This window comes from Amycolatopsis ponsaeliensis (assembly GCF_030182635.1).
Classification (GTDB): domain Bacteria; phylum Actinomycetota; class Actinomycetes; order Mycobacteriales; family Pseudonocardiaceae; genus Amycolatopsis; species Amycolatopsis ponsaeliensis.
The window spans coordinates 1-20,919 of record NZ_JAPZLD010000052.1 but is presented as its reverse complement, the minus strand read 5'-3'; the positions used below and the strand labels follow the sequence as shown (position 1 = coordinate 20,919).

20 protein-coding genes are annotated in these 20,919 nt (G+C 71.5%); 4 read left to right on the top strand and 16 right to left on the bottom strand.

Annotation, left to right across the window (positions count from 1 at the left end):
• The first annotated feature begins 13 nt into the window (after nt 1-13).
• On the top strand, nt 14-1,276 hold the full coding sequence (locus QQ657_RS46770) for an amidohydrolase family protein (RefSeq protein ID WP_284748873.1): 1,263 nt from the start codon (nt 14-16) through the stop codon (nt 1,274-1,276).
• On the opposite strand, the gene QQ657_RS46765 is transcribed toward QQ657_RS46770, so the two are convergent.
• The 8 genes from QQ657_RS46765 to ruvC all read right to left on the bottom strand — a co-directional run bounded on the left by QQ657_RS46765 (nt 1,273) and on the right by ruvC (nt 10,452).
• Nucleotides 1,273-3,621 (bottom strand): RelA/SpoT family protein, encoded by a 2,349-nt coding sequence (locus QQ657_RS46765; RefSeq protein WP_284748872.1) that lies wholly within the window; start codon nt 3,619-3,621, stop codon nt 1,273-1,275. The two genes, QQ657_RS46770 and QQ657_RS46765, sit on opposite strands and share 4 nt — an antisense overlap.
• A gap of 243 nt (nt 3,622-3,864) precedes the next feature.
• Nucleotides 3,865-4,383, bottom strand: coding sequence for an adenine phosphoribosyltransferase (locus tag QQ657_RS46760; RefSeq protein WP_284748871.1), 519 nt, complete (start codon nt 4,381-4,383; stop codon nt 3,865-3,867).
• A 1-nt stretch (nt 4,384) separates the two neighbouring features.
• Complete coding sequence (gene secF / locus QQ657_RS46755) at nt 4,385-5,614, bottom strand: protein translocase subunit SecF (RefSeq protein WP_284748870.1); 1,230 nt, start codon at nt 5,612-5,614, stop codon at nt 4,385-4,387.
• A 1-nt stretch (nt 5,615) separates the two neighbouring features.
• Complete coding sequence (gene secD / locus QQ657_RS46750; RefSeq protein WP_284748869.1) at nt 5,616-7,415, bottom strand: protein translocase subunit SecD; 1,800 nt, start codon at nt 7,413-7,415, stop codon at nt 5,616-5,618.
• A gap of 219 nt (nt 7,416-7,634) precedes the next feature.
• Nucleotides 7,635-8,042 carry a preprotein translocase subunit YajC gene (yajC, locus tag QQ657_RS46745; protein ID WP_284748868.1) on the bottom strand — a complete coding sequence of 136 codons (408 nt, stop codon included), beginning with the start codon at nt 8,040-8,042 and terminating at the stop codon, nt 7,635-7,637.
• Nucleotides 8,043-8,162: 120 nt separating this feature from the next.
• On the bottom strand, nt 8,163-9,236 hold the full coding sequence (gene ruvB / locus QQ657_RS46740) for a Holliday junction branch migration DNA helicase RuvB (protein WP_284748867.1): 1,074 nt from the start codon (nt 9,234-9,236) through the stop codon (nt 8,163-8,165).
• An 8-nt stretch (nt 9,237-9,244) separates the two neighbouring features.
• The gene (gene ruvA, locus QQ657_RS46735; RefSeq protein ID WP_284748866.1) at nt 9,245-9,838 is read right to left on the bottom strand and encodes a Holliday junction branch migration protein RuvA; all 594 of its coding nucleotides are present in this window, start codon (nt 9,836-9,838) and stop codon (nt 9,245-9,247) included.
• On the bottom strand, nt 9,835-10,452 hold the full coding sequence (gene ruvC / locus QQ657_RS46730) for a crossover junction endodeoxyribonuclease RuvC (RefSeq protein WP_284748865.1): 618 nt from the start codon (nt 10,450-10,452) through the stop codon (nt 9,835-9,837). Before ruvC ends, ruvA begins: the two co-directional genes overlap by 4 nt.
• A 74-nt stretch (nt 10,453-10,526) precedes the next feature.
• On the opposite strand from ruvC, the gene QQ657_RS46725 reads away from it, so the two are divergent.
• Nucleotides 10,527-10,967: a cupin domain-containing protein gene (locus QQ657_RS46725; RefSeq protein ID WP_284748864.1), complete on the top strand. Its 441-nt coding sequence runs from the start codon at nt 10,527-10,529 to the stop codon at nt 10,965-10,967.
• On the opposite strand, the gene QQ657_RS46720 is transcribed toward QQ657_RS46725, so the two are convergent.
• The 5 genes from QQ657_RS46720 to QQ657_RS46700 form a co-directional block, all read right to left on the bottom strand.
• Nucleotides 10,964-11,515: a DUF4262 domain-containing protein gene (locus QQ657_RS46720; RefSeq protein ID WP_284748863.1), complete on the bottom strand. Its 552-nt coding sequence runs from the start codon at nt 11,513-11,515 to the stop codon at nt 10,964-10,966. The genes QQ657_RS46725 and QQ657_RS46720 overlap by 4 nt on opposite strands.
• Nucleotides 11,516-11,798: 283 nt before the next feature.
• Nucleotides 11,799-12,554: a YebC/PmpR family DNA-binding transcriptional regulator gene (locus QQ657_RS46715; protein ID WP_284748862.1), complete on the bottom strand. Its 756-nt coding sequence runs from the start codon at nt 12,552-12,554 to the stop codon at nt 11,799-11,801.
• Between the two features lie 41 nt (nt 12,555-12,595).
• Entirely contained in the window at nt 12,596-13,216 is a 621-nt protein-coding gene (gene pdxT, locus QQ657_RS46710; protein WP_284748861.1) for a pyridoxal 5'-phosphate synthase glutaminase subunit PdxT, read from the bottom strand.
• A gap of 205 nt (nt 13,217-13,421) precedes the next feature.
• Complete coding sequence (locus QQ657_RS46705; RefSeq protein ID WP_257925815.1) at nt 13,422-13,742, bottom strand: AzlD domain-containing protein; 321 nt, start codon at nt 13,740-13,742, stop codon at nt 13,422-13,424.
• Nucleotides 13,742-14,434: an AzlC family ABC transporter permease gene (locus tag QQ657_RS46700; protein WP_284748860.1), complete on the bottom strand. Its 693-nt coding sequence runs from the start codon at nt 14,432-14,434 to the stop codon at nt 13,742-13,744. Before QQ657_RS46700 ends, QQ657_RS46705 begins: the two co-directional genes overlap by 1 nt.
• Nucleotides 14,435-14,503: 69 nt before the next feature.
• Between QQ657_RS46700 and QQ657_RS46695 the strand changes: the two genes are divergently transcribed.
• A complete protein-coding gene (locus tag QQ657_RS46695) occupies nt 14,504-15,067 on the top strand; it encodes a helix-turn-helix domain-containing protein (protein ID WP_284748859.1) in 564 nt (187 codons plus the stop codon).
• Nucleotides 15,068-15,071: 4 nt separating this feature from the next.
• Here QQ657_RS46695 and pdxS read toward each other — a convergent pair whose 3' ends face one another.
• The 3 genes from pdxS to QQ657_RS46680 form a co-directional block, all read right to left on the bottom strand.
• Entirely contained in the window at nt 15,072-15,992 is a 921-nt protein-coding gene (gene pdxS / locus QQ657_RS46690) for a pyridoxal 5'-phosphate synthase lyase subunit PdxS (RefSeq protein WP_284748858.1), read from the bottom strand.
• Between the two features lie 90 nt (nt 15,993-16,082).
• Nucleotides 16,083-17,066 carry a DUF5937 family protein gene (locus QQ657_RS46685; RefSeq protein WP_284748857.1) on the bottom strand — a complete coding sequence of 328 codons (984 nt, stop codon included), beginning with the start codon at nt 17,064-17,066 and terminating at the stop codon, nt 16,083-16,085.
• 31 nt (nt 17,067-17,097) lie between these two features.
• Nucleotides 17,098-18,540, bottom strand: coding sequence for an FAD-binding oxidoreductase (locus QQ657_RS46680; protein WP_284748856.1), 1,443 nt, complete (start codon nt 18,538-18,540; stop codon nt 17,098-17,100).
• A gap of 130 nt (nt 18,541-18,670) precedes the next feature.
• Between QQ657_RS46680 and QQ657_RS46675 the strand changes: the two genes are divergently transcribed.
• Nucleotides 18,671-20,776 (top strand): elongation factor G-like protein EF-G2, encoded by a 2,106-nt coding sequence (locus QQ657_RS46675; RefSeq protein WP_284748855.1) that lies wholly within the window; start codon nt 18,671-18,673, stop codon nt 20,774-20,776.
• The last annotated feature ends 143 nt before the right edge of the window (nt 20,777-20,919 follow it).

The following is a 20,919-nucleotide window of genomic DNA, read 5'->3' as shown; positions in this document are numbered from 1 at the left end:
AGGGAGGACACCGATGAAGACACTGGTGCGCGGCGGCATGGTGGTCAGCATGGATCCGGCCGTCGGGGACCTCCCGCGCGGAGACGTGCTCATCGAGGACGGCCGGATCGCCGCGGTCGCCCCCTCGATCGACCACGCCGACGCCGAGGTCGTCGACGCCGCGGGCAAGATCGTCCTGCCGGGCTTCGTGGACACCCACCGGCACACCTGGCAGACCGCGTTCCGCGGCGTCGGCGCGGACTGGACGTTCGACCAGTACCGCACCGCCGTGCACGGCACGCTCAAGCCGCACTACCGGCCGGAGGACGTGTACCTGGGCAACCTCCTCGGCCGGCTCGAAGCGCTCAGTTCCGGCGTGACGACCATGCTCGACTGGTTCCACTGCGCCGCCCGCCCGGAGAACGCCGACGCCGCGATCGAAGCGCTGCGAGAGGCACCCGGCCATTCGATCTTCTGCTACGGCGCCGCCGGCCCGGACATCGCGCCGGAGATCCGGCGGGTGCGGGCTTTGCTGCCGGGCGACGACATGGCACTGGGCCTGCGCGGCCCGGTGGTGTCCACAATGGACGAGACCGTCGCGGATGTCGCACTGGCGCGGGAACTCGGGCTGCGCGTGAGCACGCACATCCACGGCACCGGTGGCTGGCCGCACGGCGACCGGCCGATCGCGGGGATGCGGGAGCGCGGGGTGCTCGACGACCACACGACCGTCGTGCACGGCAACGATCTTTCCGACGACCAGCTGGCGATGCTCGCCGACGCGGGCTGTTCACTGTCGATCAGCCCGGACGTCGAGCTGAAGATGGGCTTCAAGCCGCTCGTGACCGGCCGGGCGCTGGCCGCCGGGATCCGTCCCTCATTGTCGATCGACGACTGCCCGTCCGCCGGCGGGGACATGTTCGGCGCCATGCGCACCGCCCTGGCCGCCGAGCGCGGCGGCGTCACGACCCGGGACGTGCTCGGGTTCGCCACCGTGGAAGGAGCCCGGGCCTGCGGGCGCGACACCGGTAGCCTCACCGTCGGCAAGGACGCCGACCTGCTCCTGCTCGATGCCGAGGACCTCTCGGTCTTCCCCGTCGGCGACCCGGTGGGCACGATCGTCGCGGCCGGTCATCCCGGCCTGGTGGACAGCGTCTTCGTCGGCGGCAAGGCGGTCAAGCGCGACGGGCGGCTGCTCGGCGTCGACCTGCCGACCCTGCGTGCCCGGCTGCTGGAGTCGCGTGACCGGATCGCCGCGGCCGCAGGCATCACGCTCGACGGGTCGTGGACGCCCTAGGAAGCCGACGTCACGCGGTAGACGTCGTAGACGCCTTCCACGCCACGGACGACCTTGAGGACGTGACCGAGGTGCTTCGGGTCGCCCATCTCGAACGAGAACCGGCTGACCGCGACGCGGTCGCGCGACGTGGTGACCGAGGCCGACAGGATGTTGACCTTCTCGTCGGCCAGCACCTTCGTGACGTCCGAGAGCAGCCGGTGCCGGTCGAGCGCCTCGACCTGGATGGCCACCAGGAACACCGAAGACGCCGACGGTGCCCACTCGACCTCGACCAGCCGCTCGGGCTGGGACTGCAGGTCGCCGGCGTTCGTGCAGTCGGTGCGGTGCACCGAAACACCGCCGCCGCGGGTCACGAAGCCGAGGATCTCGTCGCCCGGCACCGGGGTGCAGCAGCGGGCGAGCTTCGCCCAGACGTCGCTGGCGCCCTTGACCACCACACCGACGTCGTTGGAGCCGCGGCGCCGGGTGACGGTCGAGGGCGTCGCGCGCTCGGCGAGCTCCTCCTCCGCCGCGTCGACGCCGCCGATGAGGGCGACCAGCCGCTGCACGACGTGCTTCGCGCTGGTGTGGCCCTCCCCCACCGCCGCGTACAGCGACGAAATGTCGGCGTGGCGCAGCTCGGTGGCCACCGCGCCCATGGACTCCGCGGAGACCAGCCGCTGGATCGGCAGGCCGACCTTGCGGATCTCCTTGGTGATGGCTTCCTTGCCGCCTTCGATCGCCTCGTCGCGGCGTTCCTTGGCGAACCACTGCCGGATCTTCGCGCGCGCCTTGGGCGAGCCGGCGAACTGCAGCCAGTCGCGGCTCGGGCCGGCGTTCTCCGCCTTGGAGGTGAAGATCTCGACGACTTCGCCGTTTTCCAGCTTGCGTTCCAGCGCCACCAGGCGGCCGTTGACGCGGGCGCCGATGCAGCGGTGCCCGACCTCGGTGTGCACGGCGTAGGCGAAGTCGACCGGCGTCGAGTCCACGGGCAGCGTGATCACGTCGCCCTTCGGCGTGAACACGAAGATCTCGCGCGAAGCCAGTTCATAGCGCAGCGACTCGAGGAAGTCGCCCGGGTCCGCGGCCTCACGCTGCCAGTCGAGGAGCTGGCGCATCCACGCCATCTCGTCGACGTCCACGGCGTTGCCGTTGTGCGTGCCCTTGGTTTCCTTGTAGCGCCAGTGCGCGGCGATGCCGTACTCGGCGGTGCGGTGCATCTCGTAGGTGCGGATCTGCACCTCGAGGGGCTTGCCGTCCGGGCCGATCACCGTGGTGTGCAACGACTGGTAGACGCCGAACCGCGGCTGGGCGATGTAGTCCTTGAAGCGCCCGGGCACCGGCTGCCACAGGGCGTGGACGACACCCATGGCGGCGTAGCAGTCGCGGACGTCCTCGACCAGGATCCGCACGCCGACGAGGTCGTGGATGTCGTCCAGGTCGCGGCCGCGGACGATCATCTTCTGGTGGATCGAGTAGTAGTGCTTCGGCCGGCCCTCGACCTTCGCGGTGATCCGCGACGACACGAGGTTGCTCGTCAGGTCGGTGATGACCGACCGCAGGTAGATGTCACGGGAGGGCGCGCGGTCGGCGACCAGGCGCACGATCTCGTCGTACTTCTTGGGCTGCAGGATGGCGAACGCGAGGTCTTCGAGCTCCCACTTGACCGTGGCCATGCCGAGCCGGTGCGCGAGCGGGGCGAGGACTTCGAGCGTCTCGCGGGCCTTGCGGGCCTGCTTCTCCGGCGGCAGGAAGCGCATGGTGCGCATGTTGTGCAGCCGGTCGGCGAGCTTGATGACCAGGACGCGGGGGTCCTTGGCCATCGCGATGACCATCTTGCGGATGGTCTCGGCCTCGGCGGAGGTGCCGAGCTTGACCTTGTCCAGCTTGGTGACGCCGTCGACGAGTTCGGCGACCTTCTCGCCGAAGTCGGCCTTCAGGCTCTCGACGGCGTAGCCGGTGTCCTCGACCGTGTCGTGCAGCAGCGCCGCGACGAGGGTCGTGGTGTCCATGCCCAGCTCGGCGAGGATGGTCGCGACGGCGAGCGGGTGGGTGATGTAGGGGTCGCCGGACTTGCGCCGCTGGTTCCGGTGCAGTTCCTCGGCGACGTCGTAGGCGCGCTGCAGCAGCCCGAGGTCGGCGTTGGGGTGGAGCTCGCGGTGGATGACGGCCAGGGGTTCGAGGACCTGCTTGACCGGGGCGGCACGCTGCGCGGTGATCCGCCGGGCCAGGCGCGCCCGGACCCGCCGGGTCGCGGACGGGTTCGGCGCCGCACCGTTCGGCTTCGGCGGCTGGGCCGCCGCCTGCCCGTTCTGCGGGGCGCCCTCTTTCGCGGGCACCGCGGCGTCGAGCTCCTGGCTCACCCGCACCTCCTGCTGCTCGTGCGGCCTTCGAACCACCAGGGTAGCCGCTGCGTCTCGCGGCCCTCTCGGGTGCGCCCGTTCAGGGGGATGCCAAGCCGCGGACCAGCGGATTCACCCGATCGCCCGGCGTGGCGAACCCGTGACTCGCGTGATCCGAGCCGTCACCGGCGTGATTGAAGCCGGAACTCGTGAGTTCCGGCTTCAATCACGTGAGTTCGGGCTTGAATCACGCGAGTTACGGGTTCAGCAGACCTGCAGCGCGTGGACCTTCCGGTTCGCCAGCACGTCACGGCCCCGCAGGGCCGCCAGTTCCAGGACCACCGACACGCTGTCGACGACGGCTCCCACGTCCTCCAGGAGCTTGCCCGTCGCCGCGACCGTGCCGCCCGTGGCGAGGACGTCGTCGAGGATCGCGATCCGCTGGCCGGGGTGGACCACCCCGGCCGGGAGCTCGACCGTCGCCGTGCCGTACTCCAGCGCGTAGTCCACCCGGCCCGCCACCTTCGGCAGCTTGCCCGGCTTGCGGACCAGCACCACGCCGAGGCCGCGGGCGTACCCGACGGCCGCGGCGAGGAGGAACCCGCGGGCCTCCACGCCGGCGAGCGCCTCGACCCCGGGGTCGAGGGTGCCCGCCAGCGCGTCGGTCACCGCTTTGAACCCGCCCGCGTCCGCGAACAGCGGGCTCAGGTCGCGGAACAGCACGCCGGGCTCGGGGAAGTCCGGCACCGCGGCGATCAGGCCGAGGGCATCCTCCAGCTGCACGTCAGCGCTTCCGCTTGCCCGCGGGCTTGCCGGACGGGCGCTGCTTCTGGATCCGGGCCGGGACGCTGGCCGCGGCCGCGTACGCCTTCTCCTTGCGCAGCTCCTTCGCCAGGGCGTCGTCGTCCGAAGCGTCGAAGTCCTCTTCGCCTGCCGCCCGGCGCTCCTGGATGACACGGCGCTGACGGACGCGCTCGGCCTGCTGCTTGTACTTCGGGTCGCGCATCTTCAGGTCGACCAGCAGCGGCGTCGCCAGCGCGACCGACGAGAGCACGCCGACCAGGGTGCCGGTGAGCTGCACCAGCGCCAGGTCCTGCAGCGTGCCCGAGCCGAGCAGGACGTATCCGACGATCAGCAGGCCCAGGATCGGCAGCAGCGCGATGAACGCCGTGTTGAACGACCGCATCAGGGTCTGGTTCAGCGCCAGGTTCGCGGCCTCGCCGTAGGTGCGGCGGGTCAGCCCGAGCAGGCCGCGCGTGTTCTCGCGGACCTTGTCGAACACCACCACCGTGTCGTACAGCGAGAACCCGAGGATCGTCAGCAGGCCGATCACGGTCGCCGGCGTGACCTCGAAACCGACCAGCGAGTACACGCCGGCCGTCACCAGGATGTCGTGCAGCAGCGAGATGAGCGCCGCCGTGGCCATCCTCAGGTCGAAGTAGATCCCGAGGAAGATGACGACCGCCACGAGGAACACCGCGAGCGCGAGCAAGGCCTTCTGCGAGATCTCGCCGCCCCAGGACGCGCTCACCGCGCTGTCGCTGATCGCCTGCGCGCTCGGCTGGTTGTTGCTGCCGATCGGGCCGAGGTCGGTGAACAGGCCCTGCTTGACCTTGGCGACGTCGGCCGCGTCGAGCGTGTCGGTGCGGATCTGGATGGTCGACGCCTTGCCCGTGCCGACCTTCTGCGTCTCCGCGGCGGGACGGCCGAGCGCCTTCTGGAACGACGCCTTCGCCTGGTCTTCGGTGATCACGCCGTGGGTGCCGGTGGCCGGCATCTGGATCTGCGTGCCGCCCTCGAACTCGATGCCGATGTTGAAGCCGCGGAACACCATCGACGCGAGGCACACCAGCACCAGCGCCGAGAAGAAGAAGTACCAGCGCTTGCGCTTGCCGACGACGTCGAACGCGCCCGTGCCGACGTAGAGCCGGTGGAAGACGCTTTCCCGCTTGCCGGGCTTCGCCGTCACCTTGGCGTTGCCTTCGGCGTCCGTGCCCAGTTCTTCGACGCCCACGTCAGGCCTCCTTCACGTTCGCGCGGCCGACCGTGGTCGACTTCTTACGCTGCGAACCCACTTGCTGCACGGCGCCGAGGCCCAGGTTCCTCGGATTGGACAGGAACGACGACTTCGACGTGGACACGATGGCCACCAGCGGGTGCGTCACCAGGTACACGACCACGAGGTCGAGCACGGTGGACATACCGAGGGTGAACGCGAAGCCCTGCACGTCGCCGACCGCGATGATGTACAGGATCGCCGCGGCCAGGAAGCTCACGCCGTCCGAAGCCAGGATGGTGCGCCGGGCGCGGACCCAGCCGCGGGGCACCGCGGACCGGAATGTCCTGCCTTCCCGGATCTCGTCTTTCAGTCGTTCGAAGTAGATGACGAACGAGTCCGCGGTGATCCCGATCGCGATGATCAGACCGGCGATGCCCGCCAGGTCCAGCGTGTAGCCGATCCAGCGGCCGAGCAGCACCAGCACCGCGAACACCAGCGCGCCGGACAGGGCCAGCGACAGGATGGTGAGCACGCCGAGCAGCCGGTAGTAGAACAGGCAGTAGACGAAGACCACCAGCAGGCCGATGCCGCCGGCGATGAGGCCGGCCTGCAGCGAAGCCAGGCCGAGGGTCGCCGACACCGTGGTCGCGTCCGAAGACGCGAACGACAGCGGCAGCGAGCCGTACTTCAGGATGTCCGAGAGGTCCTTCGCCTCGGACTGCGTGAACTTGCCGGTGATCTGGGTGTTGCCGTCGAGGATGGCGACCTGGATGTTCGGCGCGGACACGACCTGCGTGTCGAGCACGAAGGCAGCCTGCTGGCCCTGGTTCTTCGAGGTGAAGTCGGCCCAGATCTTGGTGCCCTCGCTCTTGAAGCTGAGGTTCACCGTCCACTGGCCGCGCTGCGAGTCGTAGGCCGAGTTCGAGTCCGCGATCTCGGTGCCCGGCAGGAACTCCGGCTCCAGCAGGTACTTGTACGTGTCGTGGTCACCGCAGGCGACCAGCGGCAGCTTCGGGTCGTCGTTGCCTTCCAGGGGGTCCTTGGCGTTGGGCGCGCAGGTGAGCGACGCCATCGCCTGGGCGACGAGCTCCTGGTTCGGCTGGCCGTCGGCGCCGATCAGGTCCTTGTTCTGCCGGAGTGCCTTCGCGGCCTGGATCTCCTTCGCGGTCTCCGCGTCGACGGAGCCGTCCGAAGGGGCCGGTGCCTGGCTCGACGAGGGCGGCGGCGTGGTGCTGCTGCTCGGCGGGGCCGGCGTGGTGCTCTGCTGCTGCGCGGGCGCCGCGGCGGGGGCACCGCCACCGCCGGCGGCCGGGCTGGTCGGCGGAGCGCTGGAGCTCGCCGTCGGCGCGCCCGATGAAGGCGGCGTCGAGCTGCTGGGGGTCCCCGTCGGCGTGCCGGTGGCCGGCGGCGGCGTGGTCTGCGGCGGGACGACCGGCTGCGTCGCGTTCGCGACGACCTTCCGGAAGCCCAGCTTCGCGGTCTTGCCCAGGTTCTTCGCCTGGTCGCCCTGCTCACCGGGAACGGTGATGACGACGTTGTTGCCGTCGAGGAGGACCTCGGTGCCGCCGACGCCGATCCCGTTGACGCGCCGTTCGATGATCTGGCGCGCCTGGTTCAGGGACTCCCGGGTCGGCTGGCCGCCGTCGGGCGTGCGGGCGGTGAGCGTGACGCGGGTGCCACCCTGCAGGTCGATGCCCAGCTTCGGGGTCGGCTTGTGGTTGCCGGTGAGGAACACCAGCGCGTACAGCACGATCACGATCAAGGCGAACAGGGCGAGATAGCGTCCCGGGCGGAGATGCCCGGCTGAAGCTGCCACGGTGCTTCGGTCTCCTCGGACGGGGTGGACCCCAAAGTTGCGGTGCCCGCCCGGAGGGTTACCGGGAGGGACTGTGTGCGATTCACTCCCGGGCACGGGTATGACGGCGGACACGCACGCAGCACCGAGACAGTACTCGGTGCTGCGTGAGCCCGGCGTGCGAGGCCACACCGACTTTCGTCGGGCGTTTCCGCGGCCACGCCCAGGATGCCGCGGGGGTTACTTCTTGCCGTGCTCCAGCGGCGGCGCCACCTGAGCGGTGGTCTGCGGCTCGTCTTCGTTCTTGATGCCCGAGCCCGACTCGATGATCGACTCTTCGGCGGGCGCCTCGATCTCGTCGACCGAGTCCTCTTCGGTCTCGACGACCGGCTCGACCTTCTCGCGGACCGCGAGCCGCAGCCAGGTGGTGACGACGCCGGGGGCGATCTCGATGTCGATCGTGTTGTCGCCGGAGGCGTCGGCGACGGTGCCGTAGAGACCCGAGGTGGTCATCACGCGGTCACCGGCCGACAGGCTGGTCTGCAGATCCTTCTGCGCGGCCTGCTGCTTCTTCTGCTTTCGCGTGCTCATCACCAGCGGCACCGCGAGGACGAGCACGAGCAGCAGGGGCAGCAATAGCTGTTGCATGATTCTCCGTTCGACGGACTCCGGGCCCAGCCGAAATGTCCGGTTTTTGGGTATGTGCTCCTGTCGAGTGTGCCAGGTACCAGCGCGGACGCCAGCACCCACCCCGCCGGTTCGGGCCGCTCAGTCCTGCGCGAACGGCGAGAGCCCGCCCGGGTCGGCGCGCCCCGGGTGGTCGGCGGGCGGCACCATCCCGAGGTGCTCCCAAGCGGCCGCGGTGGCGACCCGGCCACGCGGGGTGCGGGCGAGCATACCGGCGCGCACAAGGTAGGGCTCGCACACCTCTTCCACGGTGGTCGCCTCCTCCCCCACGGCGACCGCCAGCGTCGAGATCCCGACCGGCCCGCCGCCGAACGACCTGGTCAGCGCGGTGAGCACGGCGCGGTCGAGCCGGTCGAGGCCCAGCTCGTCGACGTCGTAGACGGCCAGCGCGGCCCGCGCGATCTGCACGGTCACCTTGCCGTCGGCGCGGACCTCGGCGTAGTCGCGGACGCGCCGTAGCAACCGGTTCGCGATCCGGGGGGTGCCCCGCGAGCGGCCGGCGACCTCCGCGCTGGCGTCGCGGTCGATCGAGATGTCGAGGATCGTCGCCGCGCGGCGGACGACCAGGTCCAGCTCGGTGTCGGTGTAGAACTCCATCTGGCCGGTGAAGCCGAACCGGTCGCGCAGCGGCCCGGTCAGCGAACCGGACCGGGTGGTGGCCCCGACCAGGGTGAACGGCGCGATCTCCAGCGGGATGCTCGTGGCGCCGGGGCCCTTGCCGACCACGACGTCGACCCGGAAGTCCTCCATCGCCAGGTAGAGCATCTCTTCGGCGGGGCGGGCGATCCGGTGGATCTCGTCGATGAACAGGACGTCGCCGGGCGCGAGGTTGGACAGCATCGCGGCCAGGTCGCCGGCGCGTTCCAGCGCCGGGCCGGAAGTGATCCGGATGGCCGCGCCCAGCTCCGCCGCGACGATCATCGCCATCGACGTCTTGCCCAGCCCGGGCGGCCCGGAGAACAGGACGTGGTCGGGCGGCACCCCGCGGCGGCGCGCGCTCTCCAGCACCAGCTCCAGCTGCTCGCGCACGCGCGGCTGGCCGATGAACTCGTCGAGCTTGCGGGGCCGGAGCGTGCCCTCGATGTCCCCGTCGCCACTTTGGGCCCATGCGGAGAGGGCGTCGTCCTCGTCCTCGGTCACGGCCTCATAGTCCATGAAGGGCCCTACCGCTTCCGGCCGAGGGTGGTCAGCGAAGCGCGCAGCACGCTCGACGTCGTGTGGCCGTCGCCGTCGGCGAGCACCTTGTCGACCGCCTGCTCGGCCTGCTTGGCCGGGAACCCGAGCCCGGCCAGCGCTTCGACGACCTCCGCGCGCAGCGCGCCGGGCGCCGTCACGGCCGGCGCGTCGCCGGAACCGAGCGCGGTGACCTTGTCGCGCAGCTCGAGGGTGAGCCGTTCGGCGCCCTTGCGGCCGATGCCGGGCACCGAGGTGAGCACGGTGATGTTGCCTTCGACCAGTGCGCCCCGCAGCTTGCCGGGGTCGAGCACGGCGAGGGTGGCCAGCGCGAGCCGCGGCCCGATTCCGGACACCGTCTGCAGCAGGCCGAACAGCTCCCGCGCGTCGGCGTCGGCGAAGCCGAACAGCGTCAGCGAGTCCTCGCGCACGACCAGCGCGGTGTGCAGCCGCGTCTCTTCGCCGCGGCGCAGGGTGGCCAGCGTCGCCGGGGTGGCCTGGACGGCGAGGCCGACCCCGCCGACCTCGACCACCACGTGGTCCAGGCCGACCGACAGGACTTCCCCACGTACCGACGAGATCATCGTGCTGCTCCAGGTTTCTTCACTACGGGCTTCAGTGGGGGCTTCTTCGCGGTGGCCTGCTTGGCGGCCGCGGCCAGCCGGGCCTTGTGCGTGCGGGCCATCTCGGCCGCGCGGGCTTCGGCTTCGGCGAGCCGGGCGCGCATCGGCTCCCGCCAGAGGTGGCAGATGGCCAGGGCCAGCGCGTCCGCGGCGTCGGCGGGGTGCGGGGCGACCTCGAGGTTGAGCAGGCGCATCACCATGGCGGTGACCTGCGCCTTGTCGGCGCGGCCCGACCCGCTGACCGCGGCCTTCACCTCGCTCGGCGTGTGGAAGACGACGGGCAGGCCGCGGCGGGCGGCGGCCAGCGCGACGACCCCGCCGGCCTGCGCGGTGCCCATCGCGGTCCGCACGTTGTGCTGGGCGAAGACGCGCTCGACGGCCACGGCCGCGGGCTTGTACTTGTCCATCCACCGCTCGACCTCGTCGGAGATGCCGAGCAGGCGGTGCGCCAGGTCGGCGTCGGCCGGCGTCCGCACGACGTCGACGGCGACGCAGCGGACCGCGCGGCCCTTGCCGCCGTCGACCACGCCCAGGCCGCACCTGGTCAGACCGGGGTCGACCCCGAGCACCCGCACCCGTTTTCCTTCCCGCCGCGAACACCAGTTCGAGCTAGCAGGCTACTGGGCGCGCCTGCGGCAGGATGGGTGACATGCCGGAGCCCTCGGATTTCGTCACCCACCTGGGTCTTGAGCCCCTGCCGATCGAAGGAGGCCAGTGGGCGCAGAGCTGGCGCTCGGAGACCGGGTCCGCCATCTACTACCTGCTCGTCGCGCCGGACTTCTCCGCGCCCCACCGACTCGACCGCGTCGAGGTCTACGCCCACCACGCGGGCGCGCCCGCGGCGATGCTGCTGCTGCACCCGGACGGCTCGGTCGAGCGGCCGGTGCTGGGAACGGACGTCGCCGCCGGCGAGCGGCCGCAGGTCGTCGTGCCCGCGGGGACCTGGCAGGCCACGGTCACGCGCGGGGAATGGAGCCTGCTGGGGACCGTCGTCGTGCCGCCCTACATCGACGGCTGCGAGGAGTTCGCGGCCGCCGAGGATCTCGCGCTGCGGTACCCGGAAGCGGCCGCCGACCTGCGGGCGTTCTAGGGACCGTCGACGCCGGGGGTCCAGCTTTCCGGATCGCCGCTTTCGGTGAGCACCAGCTGCCACCGGGCGAAGCCCTCGGGCGCGTCCGGGTGCCAGGGGAACTTGCCCTCGGGCGTCGCGACGATCAGCTGCAGCGCCGGGAAGTCGCCGTCGGGGTAGATGAGGAAGGCCGTGCCGAAGTATTCGGGGTAGTGCCCCTTGTTGACGCGCTCGAGGACGACCGGGACGCCCTCGAAGAAGTCGTCGTAGCGCTTGCCGACCTCGAAGATCTCGCCGTTGGCCGCGCGGTCGACGTAGGCGTCGAGCAGCACCTGGCCCATCTGCTCGGGCAGCCCGACGACGACGGCCTCGGGGACGTTGTGCAGCGCCCACGCGCAGGTGGTGAAGCAGTAGCCGGCGCCCTCGTCGTCGCCCGCGACCGTGATGACCGCGTTGCCGCGTTCCTTCGCCTGCGTCTCGATCCATTCGATCAAGCGCAGTTCGTCCGCGGAGAGTTCGGCGGTGATGTCGGCGGAAGCGGCGGGGGTCGTCGAGGTCACGGCGCACATTCTGCCTGAAGCGTCCCCGAGAGCCCAGGGTCCGGGCCGGAAAGTTTCCGGCCCGGACCCGAAGGCGTTGCGGCGCAAGGCAAAACTCAGCCGACTTCGGCCAGGACCTCATCAGAGACATGGATGGTTACACAGTGCGCAGACGTTCTCCGCCGCCGAATTGCACAACCCGGCGTCGACGCGCCTTCGGCACTGCACCCACCCTCCGTCGCCGGACAGCGCGAAGGCCGCCACGAGGAACGAGTCCCCCTGGCGGCCTTCGGCGCGAATCTCGACCCCGGCGTCAGCCGACTTCGGCGAGCACCTCGTCCGACACATCGAAGTTCGCGTAGACGTTCTGGACGTCGTCGCAGTCTTCGAGGGCGTCGATCAGCTTGAAGACCTTCTTCGCGCCGTCCGCGTCCAGGGGGACGCTGACCGACGGGAGGAACGTCAGCTCGGCCGACTCGTACTCGAACCCGGCCTCCTGCAGCGCCTTGCGCACCGGGACCAGGTCGCCGCCCTCCGAGACGATCTCGAAGCTCTCGTCGAGGTCGTTGACCTCCTCGGCGCCCGCGTCGAGGACCGCCATGAGGACGTCGTCCTCGGACGCGTCGGCCTTCGGCATGATCACGACACCCTTGCGGGTGAACATGTAGGCCACCGAGCCCGGGTCGGCGAGGGAGCCGTTGTTGCGTGTGAGCGCGGTGCGGACCTCCATCGCGGCGCGGTTCTTGTTGTCGGTGAGGCACTCGATCAGCACCGCCACGCCGTTGGGGCCGTAGCCCTCGTACGTGATGTTCTGCCAGTCGGCGCCACCGGCTTCTTCACCGGCGCCGCGCTTGCGGGCGCGCTCGATGTTGTCCTGCGGGACCGAGTTCTTCTTCGCCTTCTGGATGGCGTCGTAGAGCGTGGGGTTGCCATCCGGGTCGCCACCACCGGTGCCGGTCCGCGCGGCCACCTCGATGTTCTTGATCAACCGCGCGAAGAGCTTGCCGCGCTTCGCGTCGAGGTTGGCCTTCTTGTGCTTCGTGGTGGCCCACTTGGAGTGGCCGCTCATCTCTCCTCCATCTGTTCCGTACCCCGGCCGGGCACCGCGTCTCAAGCAGCCTGTCGCACGAGGTCGACGAACAGCCGGTGCACCCGCACGTCGGGCGTCAGCTCCGGGTGGAACGCGGTCGCCAGCACCGCCCCCTGCCGGACCGCGACGATCCTAGCGGTCTCGTCTTCCTCACCGGGCACGCCGCTGACGGTGGCCAGCACCTCGACGCCGTCCCCGGCCTTCTCGACCCACGGGGCCCGGATGAACACCGCGTGCACCGGCCCGCCGTCGACCTCGGCGAAGTCGAGGTCGGCTTCGAAGGAGTCGACCTGCCTGCCGAACGCGTTGCGCCGGACGACGACGTCGAGCCCGCCGAGCTGCTGCTGGTCCGGCCGCCCGTCGAGGGTCTGCCGCGCCAGCAGGATCATGCCGGCGCACGAGCCGAAGGCGGGCATGCCACCGGCGATCCGCGCGCGCAGCGGTTCGAGCAGCTCGAAGCTCTCCAGCAGCCGCGACATCGTGGTCGACTCGCCGCCGGGCAGCACCAGACCGTCCACTTCGGACAGCTCGGCGGCGCGGCGCACGGGCTTGGCCCGCGCACCGGCTTCCTCCAGCATGGCGACGTGCTCCCGCACGGCACCCTGCATGGCGAGCACACCGATGACCGGCTCCGACGACACCCGACCTCCCGAAAGACCTTCCCACCAGCCTAGACGCTCCGGCTCCGGGGCTTACCGGCAGGTCAGGCCCGGTCCCGGCAGCGTTCCTCCCGCGCCAAGCGTCTTGAATGAGTCATTCAGGACTTCCGGAGACCTGAATGACTCATTCAAGACGTCCGGGTCCGCAACTCATGCGCGGCATCCGATCCCGATGCCGGTCGGCCGGTCATGGCACCCCGGCCAGCCTCAGCAACGCCGCCGTCGCCGCGGCGGCCACCACCACCAGCACGAACGGCGCCTTCCGCCACGCCAGCACCCCCGCGACCAGCACCCCGGCCGGCCGCGCGAAGCCGGCGAACCCGTGCCCCTCCGTCAACGCGCTCACCGCCACCAGCGCCGCCAGCAGCACCACCGCGGCCAGCGCCATCAGTCTCTCCGCGCGCGGAGAGAGCTTCACCCGGCTGCGCAGCACCGGCCCGGCGAACCGGAACGCGAACGTCCCCAGCGCCAGCACCGCGGTGCCGACCAGCAGTTCCACGCCGTCCATCAGCCTGCCTCCTGCAGTTCCGGCTCCTTCGCCGCGACCCCCGCCACGACGCCCGCGAGCGCCAGCAGGACCGGGAGCCCGGCGGGTAGGAACGGCGTCGTGACCAGCGCGGCCACCACCCCCACCAGCACCGGCAGCCGGGTCGCGCGGTCGCGCAGCGACGGCAGCACCAGGGCGAGCAGCACCGCCGGGAACGCCGCGTCCAGGCCGAACACGTCGGTGTCGCTGATGACCGAACCGGCGAACGCCCCGGCGACGACACCGAGGTTCCAGCAGGCGAACAGCCCGATCCCGCACGCCCAGTACGCCGCGCGGCGACGGTCGGCCTCACGCTGGGCCAGCGCGAACGCCACCGACTCGTCGATCATCAGGTGGCTGCCGGCCAGCCGGGCGGGCCACCGCTTGCCCAGGACGTCGCCGATCGCGAAGCCGAACGGCAGGTGCCGCGCGTTGGCCAGCAGCCCGGCCAGCACCGCCGCGAACGGGTTGCCGCCGGCGGCCACGATCCCGATGAACATGAACTGGGACGCGCCGGCGAAGACCAGCAGCGACATCAGCATCGGCAGCCACAGCGGGAAGCCCGAGCTCACCGCGATGGCGCCGTAGGAGACCCCCACGAGGCAGTCGGCCAGGCAGACCAGGCCGATGTCGCGGGCGAGGCCCCGATCGAGTGTTCGCCAAATCGAACGCATGTGTTCTATGGTGAACACACGCACCCGTGTTCGTCAAGGCGAACAGAACGACCGATGGAGCGAACAGCCATGTCGCACGAACCGACGGGCGCGCCGCTGGAGATCATCGCGGCGTCCCTGCGCCGGGAACGCACCCGCGCGGGCTTGTCCCTGACCGAGGTCGCGCGCCGCGCCGGCCTGGCGAAGTCGACGCTGTCCCAGCTCGAGTCCGGTACGGGCAACCCCAGCGTCGAGACGCTGTGGGCACTCGGCGTCGCGCTCGACGTGCCGTTCTCCCGGCTGGTCGAGCCGGACCGGCCCAAGGTCCGCGTCATCCGGTCCGGCGGGGGCCCGACGGTCTTCGCCGAGCACGCCGACTACGCGTGCACGCTGCTGTCGGCCTGTCCCCCGTCCGCGCGGCGGGACATGTACCTCATCCGGGCGGAACCCGGCACGCCGCGGCGGTCCGACCCGCACATGACCGGCGTGATGGAGCACATCGTGCTGTGCGCGGGACGCGCCCGGGTGGGCCTGCTGGAGGCGCCGGAGGAGCTGAACCCCGGCGACTACATCTCCTACCCGGGCGACGTCCCGCACATCTTCGAAGCCCTCGAGCCGGGTACTTACGGCGTCGAGATCTCCGAGTACATCTAGAAAGTCACCAGCCGCGCTCGGCGAGGCGGTGCGGCTCCGGGAGCTCTTCGACGTTGATGCCGACCATGGCCTCACCCAGGCCGCGCGAAACCTTCGCGAGGACGTCCGGGTCGTCGTAGAACGTCGTCGCCTTGACGATCGCCGCCGCGCGCTGGGCCGGGTTGCCGGACTTGAAGATGCCCGAGCCGACGAACACGCCCTCGGCGCCGAGCTGCATCATCATGGCCGCGTCGGCCGGGGTGGCGATGCCGCCCGCGGTGAACAGCACCACCGGCAGCTTCCCGGCCTGCGCCACCTCGCGAACGAGCTCGTACGGCGCCTGCAGCTCCTTGGCCGCGACGAACAGCTCGTCCTCGGGCAGCGACGTCAGCTTGCGGATCTCCCCGCGGATCTGGCGCATGTGCGTGGTGGCGTTGGAGACGTCGCCGGTGCCGGCCTCGCCCTTGGAGCGGATCATCGCCGCGCCCTCGGTGATCCGGCGCAGGGCCTCGCCGAGGTTGGTCGCACCGCAGACGAAGGGAACGGTGAACGCCCACTTGTCGATGTGGTTGGCGTAGTCGGCCGGGGTGAGCACCTCGGACTCGTCGACGTAGTCCACGCCGAGGGACTGCAGCACCTGCGCCTCGACGAAGTGGCCGATGCGGGCCTTGGCCATCACCGGGATCGAGACGGCTTCGATGATGCCGTCGATCAGGTCGGGGTCGCTCATCCGCGCGACGCCGCCCTGCGCGCGGATGTCGGCGGGCACGCGTTCGAGCGCCATCACCGCGACCGCGCCGGCGTCTTCGGCGATCTTGGCCTGCTCGGCGGTGACCACGTCCATGATCACGCCGCCCTTGAGCATCTCGGCCATGCCGCGCTTCACCTTGGCGGTTCCGGTGACGGACTGGACGGTGCCACTGGCGGTGGTCTGCTGCTCGGACACGACGGGGCCTTTCCACAAAGAGAACAGGGGGTGACGGCTTCGAGCGTAGGTCGGCGGTGGACCCTTCAAGCAGGCCAGTACGCGGCTATCTCAGGAGTCCACTTCCGCCACGCCCGCGACCAGGACTTCCGCGGCCCGGGTGCGCGCGTAGAGGACGTGACGTCCGGCACGGTGCCCGCTGACCAGGCCCGCGGCCTTGAGGACGCCGAGGTGCTGCGACACCGCCCCGGCGCTGAGCCGGGTCCGGCGGGCGAGCTCGGAAGTGGACGCCGGCGCGGTCAGCTCGGTCAGCAGCATGGCCCGGCCGCGGCCCACCACGGCGGCCAGCGCGCCGGGCGCGACGGCGGTGCCGGTCTCCCACAGCGTGGCGATCCCGCGCGGCGGGTAGCGCAGCACCGGCTGCCACCGCGGGTCGGTCTTGGAGAACACCCGCGGCCAGACGAACGCCGAAGGCACCAGCACCAGGCCGCGCCCGTCGAGCGGGACGGCCGCGTGCAGGTGGCGGTGCGCGACCGTGAGCGTGCCGCCCTGCCAGCGGACCAGCGGGGTGAGGTCGTTGAACAGCTCGGCGGCCCCGCCTTGGGCCAGCAGCCGCGACCGGTGCAGCACGTCGGCCTCGAGCAGCGCGCGGATCCGCGGCCAGTCCGGGGCTAGCACCAGGGCCCAGTACTTCTCCATCAGCGTCGCGAGCCGCTCGAGACCGGCCTCCGGGTCGCGGTGGAAGCGGTTGAGGGCCGGTGTGCGCGGCCCCGCCATCGCGTCCAGCTCGCGCCGGACGACGCGGGCGGGCACGTCACGCAGGTCGGCCAGCTCGTCGGCGAGGTCGGGCAGCGGCGTCGACGGCGTGCCGGCGAGGAACCCGGGCAGGTGCCGCAGCGGGACGAGGTCGCGCAGCAGCCCGATGTCGAGCCCGGCCTCCTCGAGCGCCGCGGTGGCGCGCTTGACCCACGGCAGGTGCAGGGCGTGCTCCCCCGGCCGGTTCAGGACGCGGACGCTCGCCACGATCTCCCACGCCGGGGAGAACGCGAACCGGGTGTGCGCCAGGTCCTCTGTGGAGAATGCCAGGTCGAGCACGCGCTGCCTCTCTGCCGCCGTGCCGCGGATCCTACGTCGCTCCGATGTGGACAGTCGAGGGGGTGGCCGGAAGTCCTTGCGGGAAGGCGAGAATTCCTCGCGGGTCATACTTTCGGGCGACGGCACGCAGCCGCGGCAAGTTCACTCCGTAGTACGCCTCGGCCCAGTCCGGCATCTCCGGATCGAGGTAGTTGACGTAGCCCGTGGTGCCGAACTCCGGCCCGAGACCGTCGCGCACCGCGGCGAGCGAGCGCCGCGCCCCGGCCTCGCCGCCGTCTCCGGGTGCCGCGCCGTGGAGGAACTGGAGGCTGGCGAGCGCCGTCCGGTACGGGAACGCGGTCTCGCGGGCACCGACGCGCGCGATGGCGCCCCCGCCCGAGTCGACGATCGTGCGGACGCCCGGGTCCCGGGTGAGCACGTCGACCACCGCGCCCGGGTCGGCGAGCGGCCGGGTCAGCATCCGCGACGTGCCGATGTACGTACCCCGGTCCGCGGCCGCCGACGGCCGGGACTCCTGGTCGTCGAACGACCGCATGGCCGTCAGGTGGTCCTGGACGCCCTCGTCCCACTTGGTCGGTGCGGTGCCGACGCGGCGGACGAGGTCCTCGAGCAACGCGTGCATCCGGGCCTGGGGTCCGAGGAAGGTGCCGCCGAGTGTGGCCTCGTTCCAGGCCAGCCCCATGCCCGACCACAGCTCGTCGGGCGCGGCCGGCTGCCACTCCTGCCACGCGGCGAGCAGGGCGGCCCCGGCGGCCGGCGGGAACTCGAGGGCGAAGGTGGCGACGTCGGCGACCGGCACCGTCCGGAAGGTGAAGCCGGTGACGATCCCGAAGTTCCCGCCGCCCCCGCCGCGCAGCGCCCAGAACAGGTCCGGCTCCGCGGTGGCCGACACCGTGCGGACCCGGCCGTCGGCCGTGACGATCCGCGCCGCCTCGAGGTGGTCGCACGTCAGCCCGTACTTCCGGTCGAGGACGCCGACCCCGCCGCCGAGGGCGAGCCCGGCGATGCCGACCGTGCCGCAGCTGCCCGCCGGCAGCACCCGGCCCGCCGCGGCGAGCGTCGTCGCGATCGGGCCCAGCCGGGCGCCGGCGCCGATCACCGCCTGGCCGCCGGGTCGCGCTTCGATCCCCGAAAACCGGCTCAGATCCACGACGATCCCGCCGTCCACAGTGGAATAGCCGGGGTAGCTGTGCCCGCCGCTGCGGGCGGCGACCGGCAGCCGGTGCCGGGCCGCGAAGCCCACGGCCTCCTGGACGTCCTCGACGCACGCGGCGCCGACCACGGCCGCCGGCATCCGGTCGTCGTACATCGTGAAGAAGCCCTGCTTGGCGTCGGAGTAGCCCGGGTCGCCCGGCCGGAACAGCGGCCCGGAAAGCCGCCGGCGCAGCCGCTCCCAGTCGTCCGGCGGCGGCCACCCCGCCAGGCCCGCCGCCGGTACCGCTCCGGAAATCCGCAAGAAAGTACGCCTGTCCATGTCAGTCCCCCTGCCCCGCACTCCCCTGGGCATTCGGCTGGTCCCGGGAGCCCTGCCTTGCCGTGACCAGGGTAGCGGGTGTGTGATCGAGGACACATCCCGTACACGAGCCGTTCGCCGAGGAGTCGTCATGGCAGACAAACAGGCCAAGAACGCCGACACCGGGGCCGCCGTCGCTGTAAACGACCCCGCGAAGGTCCGCAACGTGGTGCTCGTCGGCCCCTCCGGCTCCGGGAAGACGACTCTCACCGAGGCCCTCCTCGCGGCGTCCGGCACCGTCCCGCGCGCGGGATCGGTGGTCGACGGGACGACGGTGTGCGACCACGACCCCGCGGCGGTCCGCCAGCAGCGCTCGGTCGGCCTCTCCGTCGCGCCGGTGCTGCACCGGGGTCACAAGATCAACCTGATCGACACGCCCGGGTACGCCGACTTCGTCGGGGAACTGCGGGCCGGGCTGCGCGCGGCCGACGCGGCCCTGTTCGTCGTCTGCGCCGCCGAAGGCGTCGACGCCGCGACGGTCGCGGTGTGGGAAGAGTGCGCCGCCGTCGGCATGCCGCGCGCGGTCGTCGTCTCCCGGCTCGACCACCACCGGGCCGACGCGATGGCCGAGATCGCCGCCTGCCAGGCCGCGTTCGGCGCCGGCGTGCTGCCCCTGTACCTGCCCGCCGGCGACGGCCTGGTCGGGCTGATCACCCAGCGGTACTTCGACTACTCCGCCGGGCACCCGCCGAAGACCGGCGAACCCGACCCGGCCGACCTCGAGCGGATGGCCGAAGCCCGCAACGAGCTGATCGAAGGGATCATCGCCGAGAGCGAGGACGAATCCCTGATGGACCGCTACATCGGCGGTGAAGAGATCGCCGAGGAGACCCTCATCGCCGACCTCGAAACCGCCGTCGCGCGCGGGTCGTTCCACCCGGTGATCCCGGTCTGCGCGACCAGCGGGATCGGCCTGGCCGAAGTGCTCGACGGGATCGTCCGGGCCTTCCCCTCCCCGCTCGAACACCAGCCACCCGACGTCACGACGCCGGACGGCTCGGCGCACGCCGCCATCACCGCCGACCCCGCGGGCCCCCTCGCCGCGGAGGTCGTCCGGACGGCCGTCGACTCCTACGTCGGCCGGGTGTCGCTGGTCCGGGTGTTCTCCGGGACACTGCGGCCGGAGCGGCCGGTGCACGTGTCCGGGCACGGCCTCGCCGAACGCGGCCACGAGGACCACGACGCCGACGAGCGCGTCGCGCACCTCTACTCCCCACTCGGCGCGAACCTGCGGGAAGTGCCCTACTGCGTCGCGGGCGACCTCTGCGCGCTGACGAAGGTCGGCTCGGCGGAGACCGGCGACACCGTCTCTTCGCCGGAGGAGCCGCTGCTGATGGAGCCGTGGGCGATGCCGGAGCCGCTGCTGCCGGTGGCGGTGGTCGCGAAGACCCGCAGCGACGAGGACACCCTCGCCCGCAACCTTTCCCGCCTGGTCGCCGGCGACCCGACACTGCGCCTGGACCGCAACGCCGAGACCGCCCAGCTGGTGCTGTGGTGCATGGGCGAGGCCCACGCGGACGTCGTCCTCTCGCGGCTGCGGGCAGGCGGCGCGGACGTCGACACCGAACCGGTGAAGATCAGCCTGCGCTCGACGTTCGGCAAGCCCGCCAAGGGACACGGGCGGCACGTGAAGCAGTCCGGCGGGCACGGCCAGTTCGCCGTGTGCGACATCGAGGTCGAGCCACTGCCGCGGGGCGGCGGGTTCCAGTTCGTCGACAAGGTCGTCGGCGGCTCGGTACCGCACCAGTTCATCCCGAGCGTCGAGAAGGGCGTGCGGGCCCAGCTGGAGCGCGGGCTGGAGGGCCACCAGGTCGTCGACGTCAAGGTGACGCTGGTCGACGGCAAGGCGCACAGCGTGGACTCGTCGGACGCGGCGTTCCAGACCGCGGGCGCGCTCGCGTTGCGGGAGGCCGCGGCGAACGGGCACATCACGATGCTGGAGCCCCTGGAGGAGGTGGCGATCCGGCTGCCGGACGAGCACCTCGGCACGGTGCTCGGCGACCTGTCGTCCCGGCGCGGCCGGGTGCTGGGCACCGAAGCCGGCGAAGGCGGGCGGACGGTGATCCGCGCGGAGGTCCCGGCGACGGAACTGCTGCGCTACCTGATCGACCTGCGCTCGATGAGCTCGGGCACGGCGACCTTCACCCGCCGGCACGCGAGGTTCGAGCCGATGCCGGAAGGGATGGCGGTGCACTGAATGCCATGAAGGGCACCCTCATGGACTTAAGAGGCTCTTCGTATTGATGTGTGGGTGGTCATCGGCCTGGTAGTTCGGGTCGGTGGCCGCCCAGGGAGAGCATGGCCAGTGCCATGAGGGATTCGGGTGTGCGGAACCCGAAC

What these genes read in the sequence shown, in the direction of transcription:
- QQ657_RS46770 (WP_284748873.1), top strand. Translation starts at nt 14, where the DNA reads ATGAAGACACTGGTGCGCGGCGGCATGGTGGTCAGCATGGATCCGGCC.
- yajC (WP_284748868.1), bottom strand. Translation starts at nt 8,042, where the DNA reads ATGCAACAGCTATTGCTGCCCCTGCTGCTCGTGCTCGTCCTCGCGGTG.
- ruvB (WP_284748867.1), bottom strand. Translation starts at nt 9,236, where the DNA reads ATGGACTATGAGGCCGTGACCGAGGACGAGGACGACGCCCTCTCCGCA.
- ruvA (WP_284748866.1), bottom strand. Translation starts at nt 9,838, where the DNA reads ATGATCTCGTCGGTACGTGGGGAAGTCCTGTCGGTCGGCCTGGACCAC.
- QQ657_RS46725 (WP_284748864.1), top strand. Translation starts at nt 10,527, where the DNA reads ATGCCGGAGCCCTCGGATTTCGTCACCCACCTGGGTCTTGAGCCCCTG.
- QQ657_RS46720 (WP_284748863.1), bottom strand. Translation starts at nt 11,515, where the DNA reads ATGTGCGCCGTGACCTCGACGACCCCCGCCGCTTCCGCCGACATCACC.
- QQ657_RS46715 (WP_284748862.1), bottom strand. Translation starts at nt 12,554, where the DNA reads ATGAGCGGCCACTCCAAGTGGGCCACCACGAAGCACAAGAAGGCCAAC.
- QQ657_RS46705 (WP_257925815.1), bottom strand. Translation starts at nt 13,742, where the DNA reads ATGGACGGCGTGGAACTGCTGGTCGGCACCGCGGTGCTGGCGCTGGGG.
- QQ657_RS46700 (WP_284748860.1), bottom strand. Translation starts at nt 14,434, where the DNA reads ATGCGTTCGATTTGGCGAACACTCGATCGGGGCCTCGCCCGCGACATC.
- QQ657_RS46695 (WP_284748859.1), top strand. Translation starts at nt 14,504, where the DNA reads ATGTCGCACGAACCGACGGGCGCGCCGCTGGAGATCATCGCGGCGTCC.
- QQ657_RS46680 (WP_284748856.1), bottom strand. Translation starts at nt 18,540, where the DNA reads ATGGACAGGCGTACTTTCTTGCGGATTTCCGGAGCGGTACCGGCGGCG.
- QQ657_RS46675 (WP_284748855.1), top strand. Translation starts at nt 18,671, where the DNA reads ATGGCAGACAAACAGGCCAAGAACGCCGACACCGGGGCCGCCGTCGCT.